At 67.3% G+C, this 22,772-nt stretch carries 18 protein-coding genes and 1 tRNA gene; 8 read left to right on the top strand and 11 right to left on the bottom strand.

Translation table 11 applies throughout. The annotated features are described in order from the left end of the window. Nucleotides 1-28: 28 nt before the first annotated feature. Both ACW170_RS05740 and ACW170_RS05745 read right to left on the bottom strand, forming a co-directional pair. Nucleotides 29-1,312, bottom strand: a complete 1,284-nt coding sequence (locus ACW170_RS05740; protein ID WP_492088705.1) for a glycosyltransferase family 4 protein — start codon at nt 1,310-1,312, stop codon at nt 29-31. 11 nt (nt 1,313-1,323) lie between these two features. After that, nucleotides 1,324-2,316: a KpsF/GutQ family sugar-phosphate isomerase gene (locus ACW170_RS05745; protein WP_492088706.1), complete on the bottom strand. Its 993-nt coding sequence runs from the start codon at nt 2,314-2,316 to the stop codon at nt 1,324-1,326. 170 nt (nt 2,317-2,486) lie between these two features. On the opposite strand from ACW170_RS05745, the gene otsB reads away from it, so the two are divergent. From otsB to ACW170_RS05760, 3 genes are read left to right on the top strand one after another with little or no spacing between them, the layout of a single operon-like run. Then, on the top strand, nt 2,487-3,245 hold the full coding sequence (gene otsB / locus ACW170_RS05750) for a trehalose-phosphatase (RefSeq protein WP_492088707.1): 759 nt from the start codon (nt 2,487-2,489) through the stop codon (nt 3,243-3,245). Nucleotides 3,246-3,249: 4 nt separating this feature from the next. Then, nucleotides 3,250-5,034, top strand: a complete 1,785-nt coding sequence (locus tag ACW170_RS05755) for a glycoside hydrolase family 15 protein (protein WP_492088708.1) — start codon at nt 3,250-3,252, stop codon at nt 5,032-5,034. A gap of 53 nt (nt 5,035-5,087) precedes the next feature. Further along, a complete protein-coding gene (locus ACW170_RS05760) occupies nt 5,088-6,500 on the top strand; it encodes an alpha,alpha-trehalose-phosphate synthase (UDP-forming) (RefSeq protein WP_492088709.1) in 1,413 nt (470 codons plus the stop codon). Between the two features lies 1 nt (nt 6,501). On the opposite strand, the gene ACW170_RS05765 is transcribed toward ACW170_RS05760, so the two are convergent. From ACW170_RS05765 to ACW170_RS05790, 6 genes are all read right to left on the bottom strand, one after another. Next, nucleotides 6,502-7,482, bottom strand: a complete 981-nt coding sequence (locus ACW170_RS05765) for an esterase-like activity of phytase family protein (RefSeq protein ID WP_492088710.1) — start codon at nt 7,480-7,482, stop codon at nt 6,502-6,504. After that, complete coding sequence (gene cobT, locus ACW170_RS05770) at nt 7,479-9,362, bottom strand: cobaltochelatase subunit CobT (protein WP_492088711.1); 1,884 nt, start codon at nt 9,360-9,362, stop codon at nt 7,479-7,481. Before cobT ends, ACW170_RS05765 begins: the two co-directional genes overlap by 4 nt. Nucleotides 9,363-9,403: 41 nt before the next feature. Next, nucleotides 9,404-10,657, bottom strand: coding sequence for a DUF418 domain-containing protein (locus tag ACW170_RS05775; RefSeq protein ID WP_492088712.1), 1,254 nt, complete (start codon nt 10,655-10,657; stop codon nt 9,404-9,406). Nucleotides 10,658-10,695: 38 nt separating this feature from the next. Beyond that, on the bottom strand, nt 10,696-11,253 hold the full coding sequence (locus tag ACW170_RS05780) for a phthalate transporter (protein ID WP_492088713.1): 558 nt from the start codon (nt 11,251-11,253) through the stop codon (nt 10,696-10,698). After that, the gene (locus ACW170_RS05785) at nt 11,250-12,131 is read right to left on the bottom strand and encodes a 3-hydroxybutyryl-CoA dehydrogenase (RefSeq protein ID WP_492088714.1); all 882 of its coding nucleotides are present in this window, start codon (nt 12,129-12,131) and stop codon (nt 11,250-11,252) included. Before ACW170_RS05785 ends, ACW170_RS05780 begins: the two co-directional genes overlap by 4 nt. Nucleotides 12,132-12,236: 105 nt before the next feature. Then, on the bottom strand, nt 12,237-12,542 hold the full coding sequence (locus ACW170_RS05790) for a YggT family protein (protein WP_492088715.1): 306 nt from the start codon (nt 12,540-12,542) through the stop codon (nt 12,237-12,239). A gap of 166 nt (nt 12,543-12,708) precedes the next feature. On the opposite strand from ACW170_RS05790, the gene ACW170_RS05795 reads away from it, so the two are divergent. The 4 genes from ACW170_RS05795 to ACW170_RS05810 all read left to right on the top strand — a co-directional run bounded on the left by ACW170_RS05795 (nt 12,709) and on the right by ACW170_RS05810 (nt 16,875). Next, nucleotides 12,709-12,784: transfer RNA gene (locus tag ACW170_RS05795), tRNA-Ala, on the top strand. A 70-nt stretch (nt 12,785-12,854) separates the two neighbouring features. Further along, a complete protein-coding gene (locus tag ACW170_RS05800) occupies nt 12,855-13,127 on the top strand; it encodes a DUF6538 domain-containing protein (RefSeq protein ID WP_492088716.1) in 273 nt (90 codons plus the stop codon). Between the two features lie 302 nt (nt 13,128-13,429). Further along, on the top strand, nt 13,430-15,793 hold the full coding sequence (locus ACW170_RS05805) for a TonB-dependent receptor (protein WP_492088717.1): 2,364 nt from the start codon (nt 13,430-13,432) through the stop codon (nt 15,791-15,793). Nucleotides 15,794-15,798: 5 nt separating this feature from the next. Continuing rightward, entirely contained in the window at nt 15,799-16,875 is a 1,077-nt protein-coding gene (locus ACW170_RS05810) for a LacI family DNA-binding transcriptional regulator (protein WP_492088718.1), read from the top strand. Nucleotides 16,876-16,986: 111 nt separating this feature from the next. On the opposite strand, the gene ACW170_RS05815 is transcribed toward ACW170_RS05810, so the two are convergent. Both ACW170_RS05815 and ACW170_RS05820 read right to left on the bottom strand, forming a co-directional pair. Continuing rightward, nucleotides 16,987-17,910, bottom strand: a complete 924-nt coding sequence (locus ACW170_RS05815; RefSeq protein ID WP_492088719.1) for a FecR family protein — start codon at nt 17,908-17,910, stop codon at nt 16,987-16,989. Between the two features lie 41 nt (nt 17,911-17,951). After that, nucleotides 17,952-18,500: an RNA polymerase sigma factor gene (locus tag ACW170_RS05820; RefSeq protein WP_492088720.1), complete on the bottom strand. Its 549-nt coding sequence runs from the start codon at nt 18,498-18,500 to the stop codon at nt 17,952-17,954. A 215-nt stretch (nt 18,501-18,715) separates the two neighbouring features. Between ACW170_RS05820 and ACW170_RS05825 the strand changes: the two genes are divergently transcribed. Next, nucleotides 18,716-21,697, top strand: coding sequence for a TonB-dependent receptor (locus ACW170_RS05825; protein ID WP_492088721.1), 2,982 nt, complete (start codon nt 18,716-18,718; stop codon nt 21,695-21,697). Here the strand turns inward: ACW170_RS05825 and ACW170_RS05830 are convergent. After that, entirely contained in the window at nt 21,694-22,716 is a 1,023-nt protein-coding gene (locus tag ACW170_RS05830) for a hypothetical protein (protein ID WP_492088722.1), read from the bottom strand. The genes ACW170_RS05825 and ACW170_RS05830 overlap by 4 nt on opposite strands. Between the last annotated feature and the right edge of the window lie 56 nt (nt 22,717-22,772).

Consider the following 22,772-nt stretch of genomic DNA (forward strand, 5'->3'; position numbering starts at 1 on the left):
AGCGGGTCGGCCCTTGTTCGTAGGTTGATTACAAGCCTTTGGAGACTCCCGCCAGAGGCGAGGTCGGCTCCAGCCCTATGGCGCGGGCGACGATGTCGAAATGGGCGTGCCAGGACGGTGCGGCGCGGGCTGTGTGGCCTGGCGGCGGGTTCAGGGCGGCGCGCTCGATCGCCGCCAGCCAGCCCAAACCGTCCAGAGGGTCGATCAGTTCCGCCTCTGGCGTCAGTTCGCGGTGGGGCGGAATGTCTGAGGCGATGAGCGCAAGGCCCATGGCGCGGGCCTCGACCGCCGGCAGGTCGAACCCTTCGACCGAGGAGGGCGCCAGAACCGCGCGGGCGCCCCGCATCAGTCGCGCGAGTAGAATGTCAGACAAGTTGGAGGCCTGGTGGACGACTCCGCGGAGGTTCGGCGATCGCTGCAGATGGTCCAGCACCGCCTCGTTCTCCCAGCCATAGCGGCCGACCAGAACGAGCGAAGGGGTCTGCCCGCCCAGCCGTTCCTCCAAGCGCCGCCATAGGGTGAGGAGAAGCGCGAGGTTCTTGCGTGCTTCGATCGTGCCGACATGCACGAAATAGGGGCGCGGCGTCGAAAAGGCCTCGCCGGCTCCGAAGGCTGGCTCCAGTCCCAGATGGGCCACGTGGACGGGGGGCTGGGGCAGGCCTTCGCGCGAGGCGAAGGCGCGCAACTCATGCTCGGTATAGGCCGAGTTGACGATCACCCGGCTGGCGTGGCGCAGGGTGTTGGCGACGCGGGCGTGGTGCTTGTCGCCGTCGCCAGGCCGACAGAACTCTGGATGGGTGATGGGAATCAGGTCGTGGATCAGGACGACGCGTTCGACGCCCGCTGCCTCCAGGTCCTGCAACGCCGTAGGGTCGTGCAGGGTGGTGTGCCCCACGTTCAGATACAGGTCGGCCGCAGGCAGCGCCGCAACGTGGCGCGAGTGGAAGAACTGCTTCAGAACCCGCCCCTTGTCCGCAGGCTTGTCCGCCGTTGGAGCGGGTGGGGGACTGATGACTGAGACGCGAGGGCGGACTGGGGCGGCGAGGGCGGCCAGCAGTTGTGCTTCATGCGCCAGGTCGCCCTGGGCGTCGCCTGCTCCGTTCCACCGGCTCCGCAGATCTGCGACGCAGCGGCGGAACCAGTCGGCCTTGACGGTCACCAGCCGGTTCTTGCGGCCGCGTACCGGGATCAGGATCACGTCGGGCCGGGACAGCAGCCATTCGGCATAGGCCAGACAGACCCGGTCCACCCCGGTGGGGGCGGATCTGTCGGCTCGGCTCATCAGCCGGCTGGCGTCATAGAGGATACGCATGACCGGGGCGCTCAGGCGACGTAGCCGGCCTGCATCAGTTCCGCGATATGGACGATCGCCGTGGGGCGTCCCTCCTCGACCACGAACAGATTGGCGATCTTGTTGGCGGTCAGCAGGTCGACGACGTCGCTCATCCGGGCGTCCGGTTCGACGGTGATCGGATTGGGGCCCATGATGTCGGCCGCCTTCAAGTTGGTGATGTCACGCTGGAAGGCGCGGCGCAGGTCGCCGTCGGTGACGATCCCTGCCAGCGAACCGTCCGCCCTCAAGACGGCGACGGCGCCCTTGCGGCCCTCGGTGATGGCCGAGACTACCTCGCTGAAGGTGGCGGTCAGCGGCACGCTGGCGGGGGCGGCGGCATTGTCGCCCATCCATTCGCGCACGCTCTGCAGGCTCATGCCCAGGGCGCCCCCGGGATGGTGCAGGCCGAAGTCGAGAGCGCTGAATTCGCGCCGATCCATCAGCACCATGGCCAGGGCGTCGCCCAGGGCCAGGGTCATCAGGGTCGAAGTCGTCGGCGCCAGTCCATTGGGGCAGGCTTCGGCCACGCTGGGCATCGTCAGGCAGACGGCGGCGTTGCGGCCCAGGAAGCTGGCGGGACGTTGGGTGATGGCGATGACCGGGATGCCGTTCCGTTGGCAATAGATCAGCGGATCCCGCAGTTCGCGGCTCTCGCCCGAGTTGGAAATGGCCAGTACGGTGACGTCGGGCCGCAGCATGCCGAGATCGCCGTGGCTCATCTCGGCCGGATGGACGAAGAAGGCGTTGGTGCCGGTCGAGGCCAGGGTGGCGGCGATCTTGCCGCCGATATGGCCCGACTTGCCCATGCCGGTGACGACCACATAGCCTGGCCGGCTCATGATCACATCGACGGCGCGCGCCAGGGAAACGTCGATCGTCCGCTCCAGCGCCTCCAGCGCCTCGATGTTCAGCCGCAGGACCTCGCGGGCGCGGTCGGTCATTACGGCGATGTCTTCGGGGGACGAATGGACGGTCTCGGTCATGGTCTGACAGGCCCGTGTCCGGGCTCTCCTTGGTTCGAGGCGCGCGATCTGCCCCATCCCAAGGCCGCGCGCAACACAACCTTTCAGACGACTTTGTCGCTTTCGGGTCAACCTTTGCCGCACTGGCGCGTTAAGGGCGCTGGGGAAGCCAAGAAAGAGTCCGAACTCACATGCCGTCTCACGCCGGAGCCGCCGCGCTGCTGTTGCCTACGCCGCCTGTCCTTGCGGACGGGGTGGCCCTGTTCCTCGATATGGACGGGGTTCTCGCCCCCATGGCGCCGACACCCGACGGAGTCGTGCCGGTTGCGCGCCGCACTGCAGCGCTGAAGGCCGTCGAAGCGCGGTTGGGCGGTCGGGTCGCTATCGTCAGCGGGCGCACTATCCTCGAGATCGACCGGATTTCGGGCTCGGCCCTGACCTCGGCGTCCGGGGTGCACGGGCTGGAGCGGCGGCTCAAGGACGGTTCGATCCAGCGCGAGGCCGCCGACGCCGGCGTCGCCACGGCCTTGACGGCGTTTCAGGCCTTCGCGGCTGACCGGCCCGGCGTGATCGTCGAGGACAAGGGCGTGTCCGCCGGTCTGCACTACCGACAAGCGGCGGATCAGACAGCCGCCGCATTGGCGCTGGCCCAGCGCCTCCAAGCTGAAACCGGCCTGAGCCTGCAGCCCGGCCATATGGTGCTGGAGCTCAAGACGCCCGGCGCGGACAAGGGCACGGCCGTGACGGCCTTCATGCAGGACGACCCGTTCAAGGGGGCGATCCCCGTCATGCTGGGCGATGATTTGACCGACGAACATGGGTTCGAAGCCGCCGCTGCTCTGGGCGGCTATGGGGTGCTGGTGGGGCCTAGACGCGAAACCGCCGCCCGCTATCGGTTGGAAGACGTCGACGCCGTCCTGTCCTGGCTCGAAGCCGTGGCGGAGGCCTGATCCGATGAAACCCAATCTCGACCTCTTCCCGATCGGCAACTGCGCCATCAGCGCCCTGATCGACCGTCAGGGCCGGTTCGTCTGGGCCTGCGCCCCGCGTGTGGACGGCGATCCCGTCTTTTCCGCCCTGATGAACGGCGAGGCGCCGGACCACGGCTATTGGGCCGTCGAGCTGGAGGGGCTGAAACATGTCAGCCAGGCCTATGTCCGCAATACGCCGGTGCTGCGGACCGTTCTGACGGCGGAGGATGGAGCTGCGGTCGAGATCATCGATTTCGCGCCCCGTCACCCCAAACATTCGCGCACCTATCGGCCGCTCGCCTTCGGCCGCATCGTGCGGCCCTTGCAGGGGACGCCGCGGATACGCATACGGCTGCGCCCGTCTGCAGACTGGGGCGCCCGGCCGGCGCCCTGCACCTCGGGATCGAACCACATCCGCTTCATGTGTCCGGACGTCACCTTCCGCCTGACCACGGACTGTCCCGTGTCGCATGTGCTGGAAGAGCGGGTCTTCCGGCTGGAGCGGGCGCACGCCTTCTTCTTCGGCCCGGACGAGGGCTATGATCAGGATGTCGGCCCGGGCGTCCAGGCGGCCCTGGATCGCACGGTCGCCTACTGGCAGGACTGGGTGCGCAAACTGTATCTGCCGCTGGACTATCAGGAGGCGGTGATCCGGGCGGCCATCACCCTGAAGCTCTGCGCCTATGAGGAGACGGGGGCTATCGTCGCCGCCATGACCACCTCGGTGCCCGAGTTCAAGGAGAGCGGGCGCAACTGGGATTATCGCTACTGCTGGATCCGTGACGCCTATTACACCGTGCGGGCGCTGAACCGGCTGGGCGCGGTCGATATCCTGGAGAACTATCTGGGCTATCTGCGCAATCTGGTCGATGACTCGGCCGGGGGGCATGTGCAGCCGGTCTATGGCGTGGGTCTGGAGCCCGGAATCGGCGAAAGCATTGTCGATACGGTCGAGGGTTATCGCGGCATGAAGCCGGTGCGGATCGGCAATCAGGCGCATGAGCATCTGCAGCATGACGTGTACGGACAGATCGTGCTTCCGCTGGTCCAGGCCTTCTACGATCAGCGTCTTTTGCGTCCCGGCACGATCGCGGATTTCCACGCCCTGGAGAAGGTCGGCGAGCGGGCCTTCGCCATGCACGACCAGACCGACGCGGGTCTGTGGGAGTTCCGCACCATCGCGCGGGTCCACACCTATTCATCGGTCATGTGCTGGGCGGCATGTGATCGCCTCGCCAAGGCGGCGGATCACCTGGGCCTGACCGCGCGAGGCGAGGTCTGGCGCGAGCGGGCGACGATCATCCGCGAGCGGGTCGAGGCCGAGACCTTCCTGCCGGACGAGGGCCGGTTCGCGGCCAGTTTCGGCGGTCGCGAGCTGGACGCCTCACTGCTGCAACTGACGGATCTGGGCTTCCTCGACGCCCACGACCCGCGTCAGGTCGCGACCTTCGACGCCATTGAGCGCGATCTGAAGAAGGGGCCCTTCCTGTTCCGCTACGTCGAGCCTGACGATTTCGGCGAACCGGAAACCGCCTTCAACTTCTGCACCTTCTGGTTCATCGAGGCCCTGCACCAGAACGGTCGGGTCGAGGAGGCGCGCGCCATCTTCGAGGAGATGCTGGCGCGGCGCACCCATGCGGGGTTGCTGAGCGAGGACATCTCGGTCGAGGATGGCGAGCTCTGGGGCAACTACCCCCAGACCTATTCCCTGGTCGGCATCATCAATTGCGCCGTGATGTTGAGCCGTTCCTGGACCGACGTGCGTTGATACGCCGAACACCTGTCTGACCCCGGGGCTGGGGTCGCTGCCGAAGTGAAGTCATGAGTCGCCTTATCGTCGTATCCAACCGGGTTTCCGCCCCTTCCGATCCTGCCGCCGGCTCGGCCGGCGGCCTGGCCATGGCCCTGTCCGCCGCCCTGCGGAAATACGACGGCCTCTGGTTCGGCTGGTCGGGCGAGACGGTCGAGACCTTCACCGGCGAGATGAAGGTGGAAGACCGGGCCGGGGTCACCGTCGGACTGGTCGATCTGGAGCCCCAGGACGTCGATGAATACTACAACGGCTACGCCAACAAGACCCTGTGGCCCCTGTTCCACCACCGGATCGACCTGGCGCAGTACGAACGGTCCTATGGCGAGGGCTATGAGCGGGTGAACCGCCGGTTCGCCGAGGTTCTGGCCCCGGTGATCGAGCCGGACGACATCATCTGGATCCACGACTATCACATGATCCCGATGGCGCGGGACCTGCGCCGCCTGGGGATCAGGAACCGGATCGGCTTCTTCCTCCACACGCCCTGGCCGGCGCGTCAGTTGCTGGTCACCCTGCCGCATCACCGGCGACTGGTGGAGTCGATGTTCGACTTCGACCTGATCGGCTTCCACACTCAGGAATGGAGTGATCTGTTCACCGACTATGTGGTCAGCGAGGCCCAGGGCGAACTGTTTGGTCATGGCGGGCTGGAGTGTTTCGGGCGACGGGTCCAGACCGGCGTCTTCCCCATCGGCATCGACGTGGACGGCTTCCTGGCGGCGCGCAACTCGACCCTGGGGGCCCGGACCTACGACCGGATGGCGGCCTCGGCGGCCTTCCGGTCGATGATCGTGGGGGTGGACCGGCTCGACTATTCGAAGGGGCTGGAGGAGCGGCTGCTGGGCTATGAGCAGTTCCTGCACGACAACGCCTCGATGCGGGGCGAGGTCTTCCTGCTACAGGTGACGCCGATCTCGCGCGACGATGTGGACTCGTATCAGGATCTGCGGGCGCGGCTGGACTCGCTGGCGGGTCGGGTCAATGGGGCCTTCGGCGACATGGACTGGCAGCCGATCCGCTATCTGAACCGCACCTATCGCCGCGATCAGTTGGCGGGCATCTATCGGGCGGCCCGCGTCGGGCTGGTGACGCCGCTGCGTGACGGAATGAATCTGGTGGCTAAGGAATATGTCGCCTCCCAGAACCCCGACGATCCCGGCGTGCTGATCCTGTCGCGCTTTGCGGGGGCCGCCGAACAGATGGGCGAGGCCCTGCTGGTCAATCCCTACAGCCGCGAGGAGCTGTCGGACGCCATCCAGAAGGCCCTGACCATGCCCCTGTCCGAGCGAATCCGGAAATGGGAGGCCCTGATGCAGGTGGTGCGCGACACCGACGTCGGCATCTGGCGCGACGCCTTCGTCAAGGGACTGCTGGCGGTCGAGGGCGAACCGGAAAACGCCCAATGGGCGGGCGCGGCCTGACCTATCGGAGGTCGAAGGCCAGCAGCAGGGTGCGCTGGGCGGGGTTGGCGTTGTCGTCGGACAGCAGATAGAGCCGGGTCCCCTGGCCCCGCCGCTCGGCCGCGACGCCCTCGAAGTTGTCGGTCGTGCCGGGCAGTTTCAGCTCGACCAGGACCGGACCTGGAGTCCCATCGGGCGCCAGTCGGCGAATACGTCCGCGCATGTCGAACGGCGGCGCGTAGCGACGCTCGACCCTGAACCAACCGTCGCCCGAGGGCTCGCGATCCAGGCCGGTGGAGCGATAGTCGCTGTCCTTCGGCGCTTCGGCCGGCGGCGGGACCACGACGCGGCAGCGATCAGGCGTGCAGTCCCAGACGCCGCCGCCTTCGCCCAGGACGCGCCAGCCTTCGCCTTGGCGGGGCAGGGCGGCGCTCAGCCCCTCCATGCCTTCGTTGTCGGGGAAGGCCGCGTCGGGGGAAGTCACCGGCGTCGGCGACCGCAGGGCCGACAGGGGGCCATAGTTCCAGATGCGGTGATGGCGCTCGAAGCTGATCAGCAGATCGCCAGAGCGGGTCAGGGCCAGGCCTTCTGCGTCCCCGTCGATCTTGTCGGCGATCGGCTGGCCATTCTCCAGCGTCAAGCGACGCGACGCCAGGCGATCGACGCCCACAAGTCGTCCTTGGGCATCAAGCCGAAGCACGCCCCGAACCAGATCTCCGGCGTCGGACACGGCCACGAAACCCCCGTCGCCGGTCAGCTTCAGGTCCGAAAGCCCGTGCAGGGGCGAGCCCAGGCCCGCGACGATCTCCACCCCGCCGGCGAAACGGACGTCGGGCGCCAGCACCGTCCCAGGCAGGCCCAGGCCGACGGTCTTCAGTTCCGCCGGCGCGAAGGTCCAGCCGTCGCCGTGGGAAAGATCAGGCTGGGGCGGGCCGAGGGTGGCGGCGCAGGCCGTCAGCGCGAGGGCGGCCCAGGCGACGGCGAGGCGACGCAACCGGCTCATGCGGCCAGCTTCTTGCGCACCCGCCGGGCCGGAACAGCGGCGCTTTCGGCCTCGAACAGTTCCGCCAGTTTCTCGGTCATGGCGCCGGCCAGTTGTTCCACATCGACGATGGTCAGGGCCTTGCGGTACCAGCGGGTCACGTCATGGCCGATGCCGATGGCCAGCAGTTCGACCGGCGACCGGTCCTCGATCTCGGCGATGACCTGGCGCAGGTGTTTGTCCAGATAGAGGGCGGCGTTGGCCGACTGGGTGGAGTCGTCGACCGGCGACCCGTCCGAGATCACCATCAGGATGCGGCGCTGCTCGGTCCGGGCCAGCAGGCGATTGTGCGCCCATTGCAGGGCCTCGCCATCGATGTTTTCCTTCAGCAGGCCTTCGCGCATCATCAGGCCCAGGTTCTTCTTGGCCCGGCGCCAGGGCGCGTCGGCGGCCTTGTAGATGATGTGGCGCAGGTCGTTCAGGCGACCCGGACTGGCGGGCTTGCCGGCGGTGATCCAGGCCTCGCGGCTCTGTCCGCCCTTCCAGGCCCGGGTGGTGAAGCCCAGGATCTCGACCTTGACCCCGCACCGCTCCAGGGTCCGCGCCAGGATGTCGGCGCAGACCGCCGCCACCATGATCGGTCGCCCGCGCATCGAACCGGAGTTATCCAGCAACAGGGTCACGACCGTGTCGCGGAACGGGCTCTCGCTCTCGGCCTTGAACGACAGGGGCGCGGTCGGGTCGGTCACGATCCGGGTCAGGCGCGCCGTGTCCAGCATCCCCTCTTCCAGATCGAACATCCAGGACCGGTTCTGCTGCGCCAGCAGGCGGCGTTGCAGCTTGTTGGCCAAGCGAGAGACCACGCTGGACAGGATGGTCAGCTGCTGGTCCAGCAGGTTGCGCAGCCGTTCCAGCTCCATCGGGTCGCACAGGTCGGCGGCGTCCACCACCTCGTCATAGGCGGTGGTGAAGACGCGATAGAAGTCGACCGCCCGGCCGTCGTCGGCGGTTTGCTGGCGATTGGGCTGCTGGCCCTCGTTCAGCTCCGGCCCGTCCTCAGAGGCGTCGCCCTGGGGGTCGCCGGGCGCGCCTTCGGGTCGGCTGTCGCGTTCTTCCTCTGACGACTGGTCGTCGGCGTCGCCCTCCATCGACTGGGAGCCTTCGCCGCCCTGTTCGTCTTCGTCCTCATCCGGCTCGTCGCTGGCCTCGGGTTCCTGAGGGTCGGGTTCGTCCTCGCCGGGGTCCTCGGACGAGTCTTCGCCCCGCCCGTCGCCGGGATCCAGGTCGAGGGCGCGCAGCACCTCGCGCATTTTTTCGGCAAAGCCCGCCTGGTCGCCGGCGGTCGCCGCCAGGGCGTCCAGCTTGTCTCCGGCCTTGGCCTCGATGCCGGCGCGGACCAGGTCCAGCATGGACCGGGCGCCGTCGGGCGACGGGCGGCCGGTCAGGCGTTCGCGCACCAGAAGAGCCACCGCCTCCGACACCGGCACGCGGTCCGCCTCGGCGATGCGCAGAGCGCCGGTTTTTTCCAGCCGGGTGATCAGGGCGGCGCCCATATTGTCGCGCACTCCGGCGAGATACTCCGATCCCACCGCCTCGACCCGGGCCTGTTCGACCGCGTCGAACACCTCGGCCGCCTTGGTGTCGGCGGGCCGCATCCGGGCGTTGATCGCCGTGTCGTGATTGGCCAGGCGCAGCGCTAGCCGGTCCGCCTGGCCCCGCAGAGACGCGCTCTCGGGGCCCGACGGATCGCGCGGCGGATGCGGCAGGGTCAGAACCCCGCCGACCAGTTTGGGCCCGTCCGACCCGAACACCACCTCCAGCTCGGGCTGTTCAGCCAGGGCGCGGGCGGCATGGCCCAGCGCGCGCTTGAAGGTTTCGGCGGGAGTGTCCGGGGCGGCCATGGCCCCCAGTTAATCCCTTCGCGCCTGCGATAAAAGCGCGATCAGGCCTCTTTTCGGATCGGCACGAGCCGACCGTAGGTCAGACAGCGCCAGACCCACTCCAGCGGCCCCATGCTGAACCGCGACAACCACAGGGGCGACCAGATCAGTTGCAGCACCCAAACGGCCGCCACCAGCCCCCACATGCCGACATAATCGACCTGCCCGAACAGACGCGGCCCCCACGGCATGTAGAAGACGGTGGTCATGATCAGGGTCTGGGACAGGTAGTTGGTGAAGGCCATCTGACCCACGGGCCTCAGGGGCGCCAGCCAGGAAGGGCCTTTTCGGGCGACCAGCACGATCAGGCTGACATAGGCCAGGGTGACGAAAATCGGGAAGGAGGCGACGACCTCCGCCAAACCTCGTGTCGGGTGAGCGCCCTTCGGCGCCATGACCTCGGTCCATTCCAGCACGCCCAGCAGGGACAGGACGGCGGCGCCCACAGCGAGCACGGCCAGATAAAGCCAGGTCGGCGCCCGCCCGCTGAGGAAGCCCGCCTTGAACAGGCCCAGACCCGTCATCATCAGGGCCACGGTCGAGAAGACGAACATCGTCAGGCTGGCGCCCTGAAGAAACGCCCACGACATCAAATTCTGGCCCATGGCGCCCGCCCAGCCGCTGCGATAGGCGGCGATGGCGGCCTGCACGGCTTCAAGCGTGTCCTGCGGTTGACCTTGCTTCATCGCCTCGACGACCTCGGGCGGCCCGGCGACCATCAACCAGGCCAGCCCCGCCTGCATGGCCCCCAGGAAGAAGGTCACCCCAAGACCGACCCCGATCAGCACGCCGGCGGGCATTGATCGCATCAGCATCACGAACAGACCTGACCAGGCGTAGAGCAGCAGGACGTCGCCGTACCAGAAGGCCAGCCCGTGGATCAGGGCGATGACCGCCAGCCAGAACAGTCGGCGACGCAGCAGCCGGCCCCGGGCCTCGTCATCGCGGTCGCCTCCGACGAGGAAGATCGAGGCGCCGAACAGCATCGAGAACAGGGTGATGAATTTCTGATGGAAGAAGACGTCCACGGCCCAACGGGCAACGGCGTTGGCCCCGGTTACAGGAAACGGGCTCAGGTCCGCATTGCTGTAGACCATGAAGGGCAGGCCGAACGACACGACATTGACCGCGAGGATGCCCAGAACGGCCAGGCCCCGCATGATGTCCAGCGTGACGATCCGCGCGTTCGACTTGACCGGCGCCAGGGCCCCGCTCTGGTTCGGCGTCGTTTCGTTCGCTTGTGTTTCCATCGACATGGGATCCCCCAATCCCTGCGGTCAGGCCGCCGCGTTGCTCAAGCTTTCGGCATCAGGCCCAGTCTGTCCTTCACGGCCGGCTTGGCCTCGAAGGCGATGAAGGCGGCGCAAAGCCCCGCCCATAAGGCATAGCTGACGCCGACGACCATGGCGATGGGCAGGCCGCCGACGCCGAAGATCAACAGGGTCGTCTCGGTCGCGCCCAGGGCCTGCATGACATCGCCGGCCTCGAACCAGCCGAAAAGGGTCATCCCCAGAACCCAGAATACCTGAACCGCCGCTGCGGCCAGGCCGCCGAACAGCATGAACCGCCACACGACGCCCAGCCGCGAACCCGGCCGGCCGCTGCGCCGGCGTTCCTCGATGATGCGCCACAGGGCGACGGGCACAACGACCAGACCGATCAGCAGCACCAGCAGCCGCCAGTCCAGATCCCGCCCCACGCCGACGGTCTTGGGCGGCCAGAAGGGCAGGGTCAGCAGCAGCGGCGGCCAGGCCGCGCCGGCGACGGACGCCAGGATCGGATACAGGGGCGCGGGGCGCGAATGGATCGTCGCCTGGCCCGGCAGGTCGGCATAGGTCTCGAACCGGCTCATCGCGTCGGCGCCGGCGTGTCGCCGGAATAGTCATAGAAGCCGCGCCCGCTCTTGCGGCCCAGCCAGCCGGCCTCGACATATTTCACCAGCAGGGGGCAGGGGCGGTATTTGCTGTCGGCTAGGCCGTCGTACAGCACGTTCATGATCGCCAGGACCACGTCCAGACCCATGAAGTCCGCCAGTTCCAGCGGCCCCATCGGATGATTGGCGCCCAGGCGCAGCGCCTTGTCGATGGAGGCGACATTGCCGACGCCTTCGTACAGGGCGAAGATCGCCTCGTTCATCATCGGCACCAGGATGCGGTTTACGATGAAGGCCGGGAAGTCCTCGGCGTCGGTCGTGGTCTTGCCCAGGCTCTCGGCGAAGGCGACGGCGGCCGAATGGGTCTCGGCCGAGGTGGCGATGCCGCGCACGATCTCGACCAGTTTCATCACCGGCGCCGGCTTCATGAAGTGCAGACCGATGAACCGGTCGGGCCGGTCAGAGGCCGAGGCCAGGCGGGTGATCGAAATCGACGAGGTGTTGGAGGCCAGCAGGGTCTGCGGCCCCAGGTGCGGCGCCACCTGGGCGTAGACGGCCTTCTTGACGGCCTCGTCCTCCAGCGCCGCCTCGATGACCAGGTCGGCGCCGGCCACGGCGTCGGCGATGACCTCGGTGACGCTGATGCGGGCCAGGGCTGCGTCGGCGTCGGCCTGATCGACCAGGCCGCGCCCGACATGGCGCGACAGGCTGGCGGCGATCTCGCCCTGGGCCAGCGGCAGCCGGGCGGCGGCCACGTCATAAAGCCGGACCGAATAGCCGCCCAGGGCAACGGCGTGGGCGATGCCTGCGCCCATCTGTCCGGCGCCCAGGACGGCGACTGTGGTGATCGTGCTCATGAACCGTGGTCAATAATGGTCGGGGCCGGCACCTTTAGGAAGCTGGCGGCGCGGCGCAAGGGTGGAATCGCCACTGGACGTCGGAATCCCGACCGCCGTGTCGCCTCAGCCCAGCATCCCGATCAGGATCGGGGCGGCGGAGGCGTTGAACAGGATGCGGACGAACTGCAGCAGCAGCAGCGCCACGATCGGCGAAATATCGATCCCGCCCAGGGGCGGAATGACGCGGCGGAACGGCTCCAGGATCGGGGCGGTGATCCGGTCCAGGAAGTCGGCGATCTGGCTGACGAAGCGGTTGCGGTGGTTGATCACGTCGAAGGCGAACAGCCAACTCAGGATCGCCTGGATGATGATGAACCAGACCATCAGGCCGATGACGGTGTTCACAAGCCAGACCAGGGCGGTGCCCATATGTATTCTCCTGCAAGGCGCGAACTGCGGCTTCTAGCCGTACCCGGCCCATCCCACAATCTTCCGTGCGCGCCTGCTTCGATTGCGCGCACAAGCCCGTTGACACCACGCCCGCGCGCCTTCTATGTCCCGCGCTCGCCTGGAGGCCCGATCCAGCAATGGAAACGGGGCCGTAGCTCAGTTGGTAGAGCGCGTCGTTCGCAATGACGAGGTCAGGGGTTCGACTCCCCTCGGCTCCACCAGGCGTTGTCAATCAGAGCCTTACGTCGAGACGTGCAGCACTGTTACGCACAGCTGTCACGCAGAGGCCCAATGTCGCTTGTCACGAACGTCGTTCGTCGCGGTGGTTCCTACTATTTCCGAACCAGAGTTCCGACCCTGTACCGAGCCATCATTGGCCGAAGCGAGCTCTGGCGAAGCCTGCGCACTCCGGTTCCGGACGCGTGTTCCTGCGCGGTTAAGAACCCCTTGGCGCGTGAGGGGCTGTGGAGGACTGAGCAGCTCTTAAGTGATCGGCTAAATTGGTCGAATTTCTCGTCCCCAGGAATTTCAGGATTTGGGTCAGCCGGCCTTCAGTGGTCCTGACGGCCTCGACGTCGCCATCTGTTCGCATATCGGCCGATCGCACATGAGCAGGAACAGGGCGTTCCTTGAGGTGCGAAACGAGGGTGCTCGCCCTCACCGCCTCGTCACTCATAATGAAACGTTTCATTGCGCGTAGGTCTGGGCCAGAGGTTTTTTTGAGCCAGGAAGTGCTGATGTGTTTGGGGCTATCCGATGCTTGGCCGCGGAATAGGAAAGCGTCACTGAGTCGAAATCCGTTTGTCACGCTGAACGATTATGAAACGTTTCACTTCGCTAAGGCGATGCTCATGGGGGATTGAGACATGAAGAAATCAATGTGGCTGGCGTCCAGCGCGCTGGTCTTGGCGTTCGCGCAATCGACGACCGTATCCGCGCAGCAGATCGAGTCCGCGACTGACGACCTCGGCGCTGTCGTCGTCACCGCCGAACGGTTCGGCTCGGGCCTGACACGGGCGAGCTTCACTCTTGGAGCCGAAGACATCGGCGAACGCCCGCTCGGGGCCGACATCATGCAGAGCCTGGTCAAAATTCCGGGCGTGCAGGTTTCCACCGGCGACGCCCGTGGGGGGAGCTTCTCGTTCGAACTCTATATGCGGGGGCTGAACAAGGAGCAGATCGGCCTGACGATCGATGGCGTCCCCACGGGCGACGCCCGCTTCAACGGCGGCTCCCCGCCGACGCGCTTCATCGAATCCAGCAATATTGGCCGGATTGTCGTTTCCCAGAGCGCGGCCGACATCGGGGCGCCCTCGCGCTTCGCCCTGGGCGGCTTCATCGACTTCGTCACCGACACTCCCAGTCGAGAGCCCGGCCTGACGGTCGAGGCCGGCCTGGGTTCGTTCGATTTCCGCCGCCTGTACGCGCGCGCCGACTTCGGCGAGTTCGCGCCCGGTCTGACCGGTTATGTCTCCGCCTCGCATCAGGAGAACGACATCTGGGCCGGGCGCGACAGCCGCTCCAGCGAACGCGACCATTACGAGCTCAAACTGCGCAAAGTCTTCGACAACGGATCCCGCCTCCAGGGCCGCGTCTCCTACAACGACCAGACCGACAATGACTTCAACATCGTCACCAAGGGCGAGTTCGAGGCCGATCCGCACGGCGATCAGGCGACCGACGCCGTCACCGGCATTCCCGCCAAGGACGTCAATTTCGGCGGCGCCCTGGGCGGCGTGCGCAAGGATCTGCTGGCCTATATCAACGGCCATCTGGTCCTGAACGATCGGATCAGCCTGGATCTGAACCCCTATTACCAAACCCTGGACGGCGAATCCTACCGCTATCAGGACCGCGCGCGCCGCCTGACCGGAACCGATCCGCGCGCCGTCACCGGCTATAACGCCAACGGCGGCGCGATCCGGCCGGCGCTCATCACGACGCGCGACAGCAACGCCGTGGGCGGCCCGGCCGATATGCGGGTGACGCCTCGCGACCGCGAACGCTATGGCCTGACGTCGGAGCTGAAACTTCAGGACCTGATCCAGGGCCACACCGTCCGGATCGGCGCCTGGTATGAGGGCGGCGATTCCAGCGAGAGCCGCAACTTCTATCGCCTCACCGATCCGGTGCGCGGCATCGCCTACGACCGCGGCCAGCTGAACTATGTCGAGTACGAACGCGAGGCGGAGGTCGAGACCGTCATGCTGTACGCCCAGGACGAGGTCCGTCTGTTCGACGAGCGGCTGAAACTGGCGTTGGGCGCGACCTGGTACGATGTCCGCTATGATGCGAAATCGCCGCTGGAGTACCGGGCGAACCTGGCCTTCTCGCAGGCTTCGGACGTCAATCCCAAGCTGGGCGCGACCTGGCGGCTGACGTCGGACTGGGAAGTGTTCGGCGGATACGCCCGCAACTTCTCGGGCATTCCGGAAGATGCTTTCCTGGGCTCGACGGCGGTGATCGATCCGGACGCCCTTGAGCCGATTCACTCCCGAAATCTGGACCTGGGCCTGCGCTACGTCTCCGCCGACCGCGCCTTTTCGATCCAGGCCTATGACGTCGATCTGGAGAACGGCGTCGGCATTGTCCCGCGCGACCCGACCGCGACCCTGGACCCCGACGAGATCGTGCGCGGCAATGTCGCCACCCGTGCGGCCAACACCCTGGGCCAGACCTCGCGCGGCGTGGAGCTGACCGGCTTCCAGGACCTGGGCGTCTTCGATCTCTATGCGGCCTACGCCTATCAGGACGCGACCCACGACGACCCGGCCGCCGGCAGCGCCGATCGCGCCACCCTGGCCTCATTGGGGATCATCGGCGGCGCGCGGGTGCGCGATATTCCGCGTCACTCCCTGTTCGCCCAGGCCGGATGGTCGCCGACGAAGGCCCTGCGTCTGGAGTTGAGCGCCCGCCATGTCGGCGAGCGGGTCGGGGGCCATATCATCGCCCCGACCACCTTCCGCGAGGTCGGGGTCGAGATGCTGGACGCCTATACGGTGGTCGGACTGACCGCCCGCTACGATCTGGATCGGGCCAGCCTGCCCTCGACACGGCTGCAGCTCAACGTCGACAATCTGTTCGACGAGACCTACATCGCCGCCGTCAGCAGTTCCACGGCGACCCAGCCGGAGTTCGGCCTGACCTCCGGACCCAACGTCCGCACCCTGGATCGCTATTTCGTCGGCGCGCCCCGCACGATCACCGTATCGCTGCGGGCGCGTTTCTGAGCCGCTTGACCTCGAACGCCCCGCTGCCCACTGAGGGCGGCGGGGCGCGCATCGCCTTCAACCTAGGTTTTCCGTACGGAATGGACAGTTCTCGCCGCCCGACCCTGAAGGACGTCGCCCGGGCGGCGGGCGTTTCCCTGGCCAGCGCCTCCTATGCGGTCAATGGTTCGGGGTCCGTCGGCGAGGCGACGCGCGCCCATATTCTTCAGGTGGCCGCCGGCCTGGGCTATCGGCCGAACACCAGCGCCAAGGCCATGAAGACGGGCCGGACGGGCGTTCTCGGCCTGGTCCTGCCGGATCTGACCAACCCCTTCTTCCCCAGCCTGGCCCAGGCCGTGCTGCAGACCGCCCGTCGCCAGGGCTACAATGTGCTTCTGGCCGACACCGGCGGCGCGCCCGAGGAGGAACGCACCGCCATCCGCTTCCTGATCGATCAGGGGGTGGACGGCCTGTTGTGGTTCCCCATAGACGACAGCAATCCGAAGGGCCGCCGCCCCGTGCCGGAAATGGACCGAATTCCCGTCGTGGTGCTGGATCGCAACCTGCCGGACTATGACGTGGTTCTGGCCGACTATGCCCTGGGCGGGCGGCTGGCGGCCGAACATCTGATCGCGGCGGGCCATGTCGATGTCGGCGTCGTATCGGGCCCCCAGGCGGCCTCCAGCGCCCGCGAGCGGGCCGATGGCGCCGTCCAGATCCTTCAGCAGCAGGCTCGCGTGGCCTGGCGGGTGGAGAACGCCTTCGCCCTGGATCTGGACCCCGCCGTGAAGGCGGCTCTGGACCAGCGGACGGTCACGGCGGTCATCGCCGGCTCGGACATGATCGCCATCGGGGTCATGCGCCACCTCCAGGTCCTCGGGCTGACTGTGCCCGACGACGTATCGGTCATAGGCTTTGACGACATTCCCTGGGCGGCGTTGAACGCCCCGCCTCTGACCACCATCGACATGCCGATCGAAGCCATGGCGGTCTCGGCCATCGAGACCCTGGTCCAGCGCATCGCCGACGGGCCCGGCGCACGCAGCCGGACGGTGTTCGACGTCTCTCTGGTAGAACGCGCCTCGGTTCGAGCGAGGAGCTAAGGCCAGGGGTGCGGCCTGCGGCTGCTGGGCCGTTTGAACGAAAGGACTCCCTCCTTTGCGCTGCGCCTCACGCTACAGCCGATCCGACCCACCCAGGGCTCAGGCCGGCCTTTAGCGACGAGCGTTCGTCGCGCCGGAGGGGGACGACAGGCGCCACGCCTCGCCGTCCTGGCGAACGGCGACGTCGTACAGACCGTGCAGCGCCTTGGCGAAGGCGGCGGTGTCGCCCGTCTCGAACACGCCGTCGATCCGCAGTTGTCCAAGCGCGGCGTCGTCCAGCCGGAGGGGGGCGCGGCTGTACCGGTTCATTTCAGCGACGGCGACCGGCAGAGGGGTTCGGTCGAAACTGACCAGGCCCCTGCGCCAGTCTTGTATCCGTCCGATGCGCGCGCTGGTGACGCTTCCGGGGCGACCGGATGCGGAGACGCGCACCGCCTGACCGGGCGCGAGCCTTACAGCGGCGTTCGCCGGATCGCGCGTCTGGCCGTTCGCCGGGCCCACCGTAACGCCGCCCTCGAGCAGATCGACGTCGGTGAAGGCCGCGTGCCGATAGAGGTTGAACCGGGTGCCCGTGACGCGGATTTGCGCCGCGTGGCTGAAGACGTCGAACGGCGCATGATCGGCCTGTCGCTGCACCGAGAAGAAGGCTTCACCGGCGGCCAGAACGACTTCACGGCGACCGCCGCCGAACCGAACCTCTATGCGGCTGGCGGTGTTGAGCGTGACCTGGGAGCCGTCGGGCAGGGCGACGGTGCGACGCTCGCCAACGCTGGTCTCGTGGACGACAGGCTGTGCACGCCACAGGAAGACGCCGCCGAAAGCGACGCCGGCGGCGAGCGTCCCGCCCACCAGCCAGGCGCGGCGGCTCACCGCGGGACGTGTTTTCACCTCGTCCACGGCGAAGTCAGAGGCGTCCAATTGGCCGATCGCATCCCAGACGTCGTCGATCTCCGACGCCGCGCGCGGATCGACGACCTCGCCCCGCTCCTCAGCCAGGCGAGCCGCGACGAAGGCGTCGGCTTCGTCGTCGCGCACCGGGGGGCGCGCCGAGGGGGGCATCGGGGGGCGCAAGGGAATTACTGTTCGAACCATCCACAATCCTTAAGCCTGTGTCGGCAAGTGGCAAGCGCATCGGCCAGCAGACGCTGGGTCGTTCGCAGCGGGATGCGTCTGCGGTCTGAAATCTCCACCAGGGTCAGCCCCTCGATCCGGTGCATCATCAGCACCAGTCGCTGGTCGCGCGGCAGGCCGGCGATGGCGCGGCGCAGCAGGTCGGCGTTTTGTTGCCAGCGCAATTCGTCGAAGGGCGAGGGGGCGTCGTTGGCCAGGTCGTCCGGCACTTCGACGTGGCGATCGCCGCCGCGCCCCATCCGGCGACGACGAAGATCGCGCGCCACGCTGTCGGCGGTCTTGAATACATAGGTGGCGTTGAACTCAGGCGGTGGGACGCCGGAGGCCAACCGTGTCAAACGCAGATAAATGTCCTGAAGCGCGTCCTCGACGTCGGCGGGCGCGAGAAACCGGACCAGATGCCGACGCAGCCGTGTGTCGAACCGCTGAAGCAGTTCGGCCATGATCGCCGCAGCCCGGCTCTGGGCGTCTGTCGGCTTCTGTGAAGCTGTCATCGATGGTGCGACGCCGTCAAACATCCGAACTCGCTTGAGCCTGTACTTCAAGTGACGCAGCCGCGTCGACAGGCCGCCAAATCAGATGACGTCATGTCATCATTCCATTGCAGCCGGACCTTAGAAACCGCGCAGTCGCGGGGTTAATTCACGGATCGTCCCACATGGGCTGTGACGGTCGTCACCCTTTTCTACGGTCTATCGGCGGCGTGGCGATGGCGGTTGTCCTGCCGTCGACGGCCTTGGCCGCGGGGCGCGTTCCGGTCTTCGATGTTCCCGCCCAGCCCATGGCCTCGGCCCTGCGGGAGTTGGCGCGTCAGGGACGGGTGCAGATTCTGTTCCCGGCGGAACGGTTGGAGGGACGGCGCAGCCGGGCCGTGATCGGTCGGATCGAGGTGACCCGCGCTTTCGATCTGGCCTTGGCCGATGCGGGTTTCGAAGCGCGACGGGTGGACGCCCGAACCTTCGTCATTGTCGCCCGTCCACGGCATGCCCAGGCGCCGCCCGCCTCCCCGCCGACCGCTGAGCTCGAGCCGATCCAGGTCGTGGCCGGCCGCCTGGACCTTGCCGGGGTTGAACGCCGCCTGGCCAGCGACCTGGAAGGGCCGTCGGCGGTCCGCAGCCTGTCGCGCGAGGACATGGCCCGGGGCTCGGCCCAGAACCTATCCGAGGCCTTGGGCGACCTTCCGGGCATGACCGTGATCAACACCGGCCGATCCTTTATCGGCGGCATCGACTCGGCGTCGCGCGGCGAAGGCTTGTACACCGCCTACCGCGGCCTGAACGCCGAATATAATCTCAGCATGATCAATGGCGTATCCGTGGCGCAGGGCCTGCCCTATTCGCGCGGGGTGCAGTTGAACCTGCTTCCGCCCGAGGCCTTTCAGACCGTGGTGGTGCACAAGACCGGCCGAGCTGATCTCGACGGCGACTTCATCGGCGCCGCTCTGGATTTCCAGACGCCTGGTCCGGCGGACCTGTCCCGCTCGCCCTGGACGGCCGTCACCCTGGGCGGACGTGTCGAGACGCGGGCGCGCGAGTACGGCGAATCCGGTCTCGGCGAGGCTATCCGGGTCGAGCACGGGCGTCAGTTCGCCGACGGACGGCTGGGCCTCTATGCGGCGGCGGCCTACGAGGACCGCAGTTTCGTCAACTCGGAGCTGGCGGGGGTGATGGCGGCGCAGAACGACCGAGGCTGGGCCTACAGTCGGTCGAACTCGGCGGCCGGCGGGCCGATCGATGTGTCCCGGCCTCAGGACGACCTGATCCAGACCAGTCTGAACGTCGGAGTCTCAAGCGGCCGCAGCCGGCAGCAGAACTACGCCATGGCGCTGGACTGGCGCGCCGCGCCGGGGCTGGACCTGCGTCTGAACGCTACCCATGCTCGGGCGCACACCGAGCAGAATTCGACCTTCAGCCAGGTGGTCAGCGGGCCGCAGTCCTGGAGCGACGACGGATCGGGCGTCTATCGCCTGTCGGTCCAGAGTCTGTCCACGCGGGTCTGGTACGAGACCAATCCCGACACCGTCTCCCTGTCCACAGCCAGCCTGACCGCCGAGGCTGTCGAAGGGCGCTGGCGTTTTTCGCCGTATTTGTTCGCCAGTCGCGGCGAGAGCGCGCGGCCCGATCACCTCGAGGCGTCGGCCTGGATCAATCAGAACGACGCCTACAATATCGGCCAGTCGCCCCGCGCCTTCGGCGGTGTGACCGTGACCTATCGCGACGGTCTGCCGGTTCCACAATGGCCGCACAGCGTGTTCCAGGATCTGGATCAGGCCGGGGCGACGCTGCTGGCGCGCCGCGCGGGCCAGCGCACGGAACAGTTCAGTCAACAGCTTCGCTATGGCGGCGGCTTCGGCCTGAGCTTCAGTCCCGACAGCGGAGCGTGGCGCAGTTTGCGCGTGGGCGCCAAGCTGACGCGGAGCGATCGGGATCTGACCGACCGAAACTGGACCAATGGGTTTTTCGCCGACCTGTATCAAAGGCCCGGGCTGACCTGGGAGGCGCTGGGAATCGCGCGGGGCGCCTACGCCCAGGTCTTTCCGGGTCTGTACGACTGGTCGATCCCCCGGATCGATCACGACCGGCTGGAAGCCCTGTTTGAGGCCAATCGCACGGACGAGAGTTTTGACACCTGTGGAACCCTGTACGTCGACAATCTGAACTGCAACACCCAGTCGGGACGCGAGACGGTTCAGGCCGTCTACGCCATGGCGACCCGCGTCGTCGGCGGCTGGGAAACCCAGTTCGGCCTGCGCTACGAGCGGACGCACATCGTCAACCGCTTCTGGGTGATGTCCGAGCAGGAAGGGGTCGAGACGCCGGGCGGCTGGGGCGTGAACAGCAGCGCCTATGACGCATTTTTGCCCAGTGTGAACCTGTCCTGGCGGCCGAACGATCGCGGCGTCTGGCGTGCAGCGGTCTGGCGGTCGTACAGTCGGCCGGCCTTCATGCAACTGGGCGGCGGGTCGCGGACGGAGACCCTGGACGGGGTGACCACGGTCACGCGCGGCAATCCCGACCTCAAAAGCGCCGGCGCCTGGAACCTGGATCTGTCGCACCAGAGATGGCTTCCGGGGGGCGGCGCGTTGAGTCTTTCAGCCTATGCCAAGCGGATCGATCACTATCTTTACGAAAGCGGCTCCGGCCTTGGCGTCGGGGTGGCGCCGCAGGACGGAGACTATCGTATCGTCACGCCGCGAAACGGGGGGCGCGGCGACACGCGTGGCCTGGAGGTGGAATGGTTCCTGCCGTTGGGCGATCCCTTCGGCTTGGGCGGGGAGGCGACCCTGGACGTCAATCTGAGCCGTCAGTGGTCACGAGTGGATCTTGGCCAGGTGCTGGGCCGGTCGCAGCCGATGGTCAATGCGCCGCAATGGCTGGGCAACGCGGAACTGGCCTACTCACAGGGCCGCGCGGCGGTGTTTCTGAGCTTGAACTACACGGACGATTATCTGTCTGCCTACAATGTCCTTGAAGCCGAGGGGGACTGGGACAATCTGTGGGTCCGGTCCGTGGCGCGGCTGGACGCCCGCGCGCGCTGGCGGTTCGACCATCGCACCCGGTTGGATGTGACGGTGACCAACCTGACCGGCGCATACTCCTACTGGGCCCATGTCGGACGCGACAGCACCGCCCTTTCGGACGTGGTGGATTCCGGTCGACGCGTGGCCGTGACCCTGAAGCGCGTTTTCTAGAAGCCCGAGGCGCGAAGATCCCGCTCGACGCCGTCCTCACCCTGTTGCTCGAACAGCGCCCTGATCCTGTCCGCGCCGAAGGTTTTCAGCGCCGGATTGCGCAGTCGAACCCGGTAGTCTGCGTCGTCTGTCGTCGGATGGCCGAAGCGCGGCGCCAGTCGCGCCAGGACGGCGTCGGCGACCTGGACCGAGGTCTCGGCGTGAATCCAGTTGTCGTCCGCAGCGTTGCTGATCAGGCATTCGCGGGTCGCCACGGCGGGCAGGGTCCACTCCGTTCGGGCGATGATGGCGGCGGCTTTCAGCCAGGCCTCGACCTTGCGCCTGTCCTCGCCGACCGGGGCGACATGGGCGCAGGCCTGGGTCAGGATCAGGGCTGGCGGCAGGCCGCGCGCCATGGCCTCGGCCAGCCCCAGCACATGGTGCGCGCCCGCCCCGGCTATGGCCCGTTCCTCCGCAAGACGGCCGTCTGGATAAAACGTCAGGACCAGGGCCTTGGCCCAGTCGTGCCAGAGCACCGCAGCGACAAGGACGTCGCGATCGACCGGAAGTCCGCTTTCGGCCTCGTAGAGAGCGGCCAGGGACCGGGCCAGGCGCAGGTTGAACTGTTCATGGTCGACCAGACCGCCGGGCCAGTCGTGATGCGAGCCGGCATTGCCGCCAGGCGCCGCTTCTAAAGGCTGGAGCGGGGTGGGGCAGGCGGCGGAGCCGGCGACCGTCGGGAATACCGCCGCCCTCTGGTCCTGGATCTCGGCGGCGTCGACCGGGGCGGACATCAGGCCCTGGGCGCGCAGGGCGTCCAGGATCGCCGCCTCATCGGCGGCGGTCAGATCGACCCGGTGACGAACGCAGGGCCGGGATTGCAGCGCCGACAGGGTTTCCGCCCGCAGGCGGGCGTCCGTCAATTCGTTCGCCGCCGTTCGCAACCGGTCCATCGCCGCAGTGGTGCGGGGCGTCTGGGCCAGCGCGTTCCCGGCTCCGATCAGGATGCAAAGACTGGCGGCGGCGAACGAACGGATCATGCAAGGTCTTTGATGAAGGCGGCCCGGCGCGCTGGGGAACGCGCCGGGCCCCCGTG

It is taken from the genome of Brevundimonas sp. FV2ps16 (assembly GCF_058681075.1).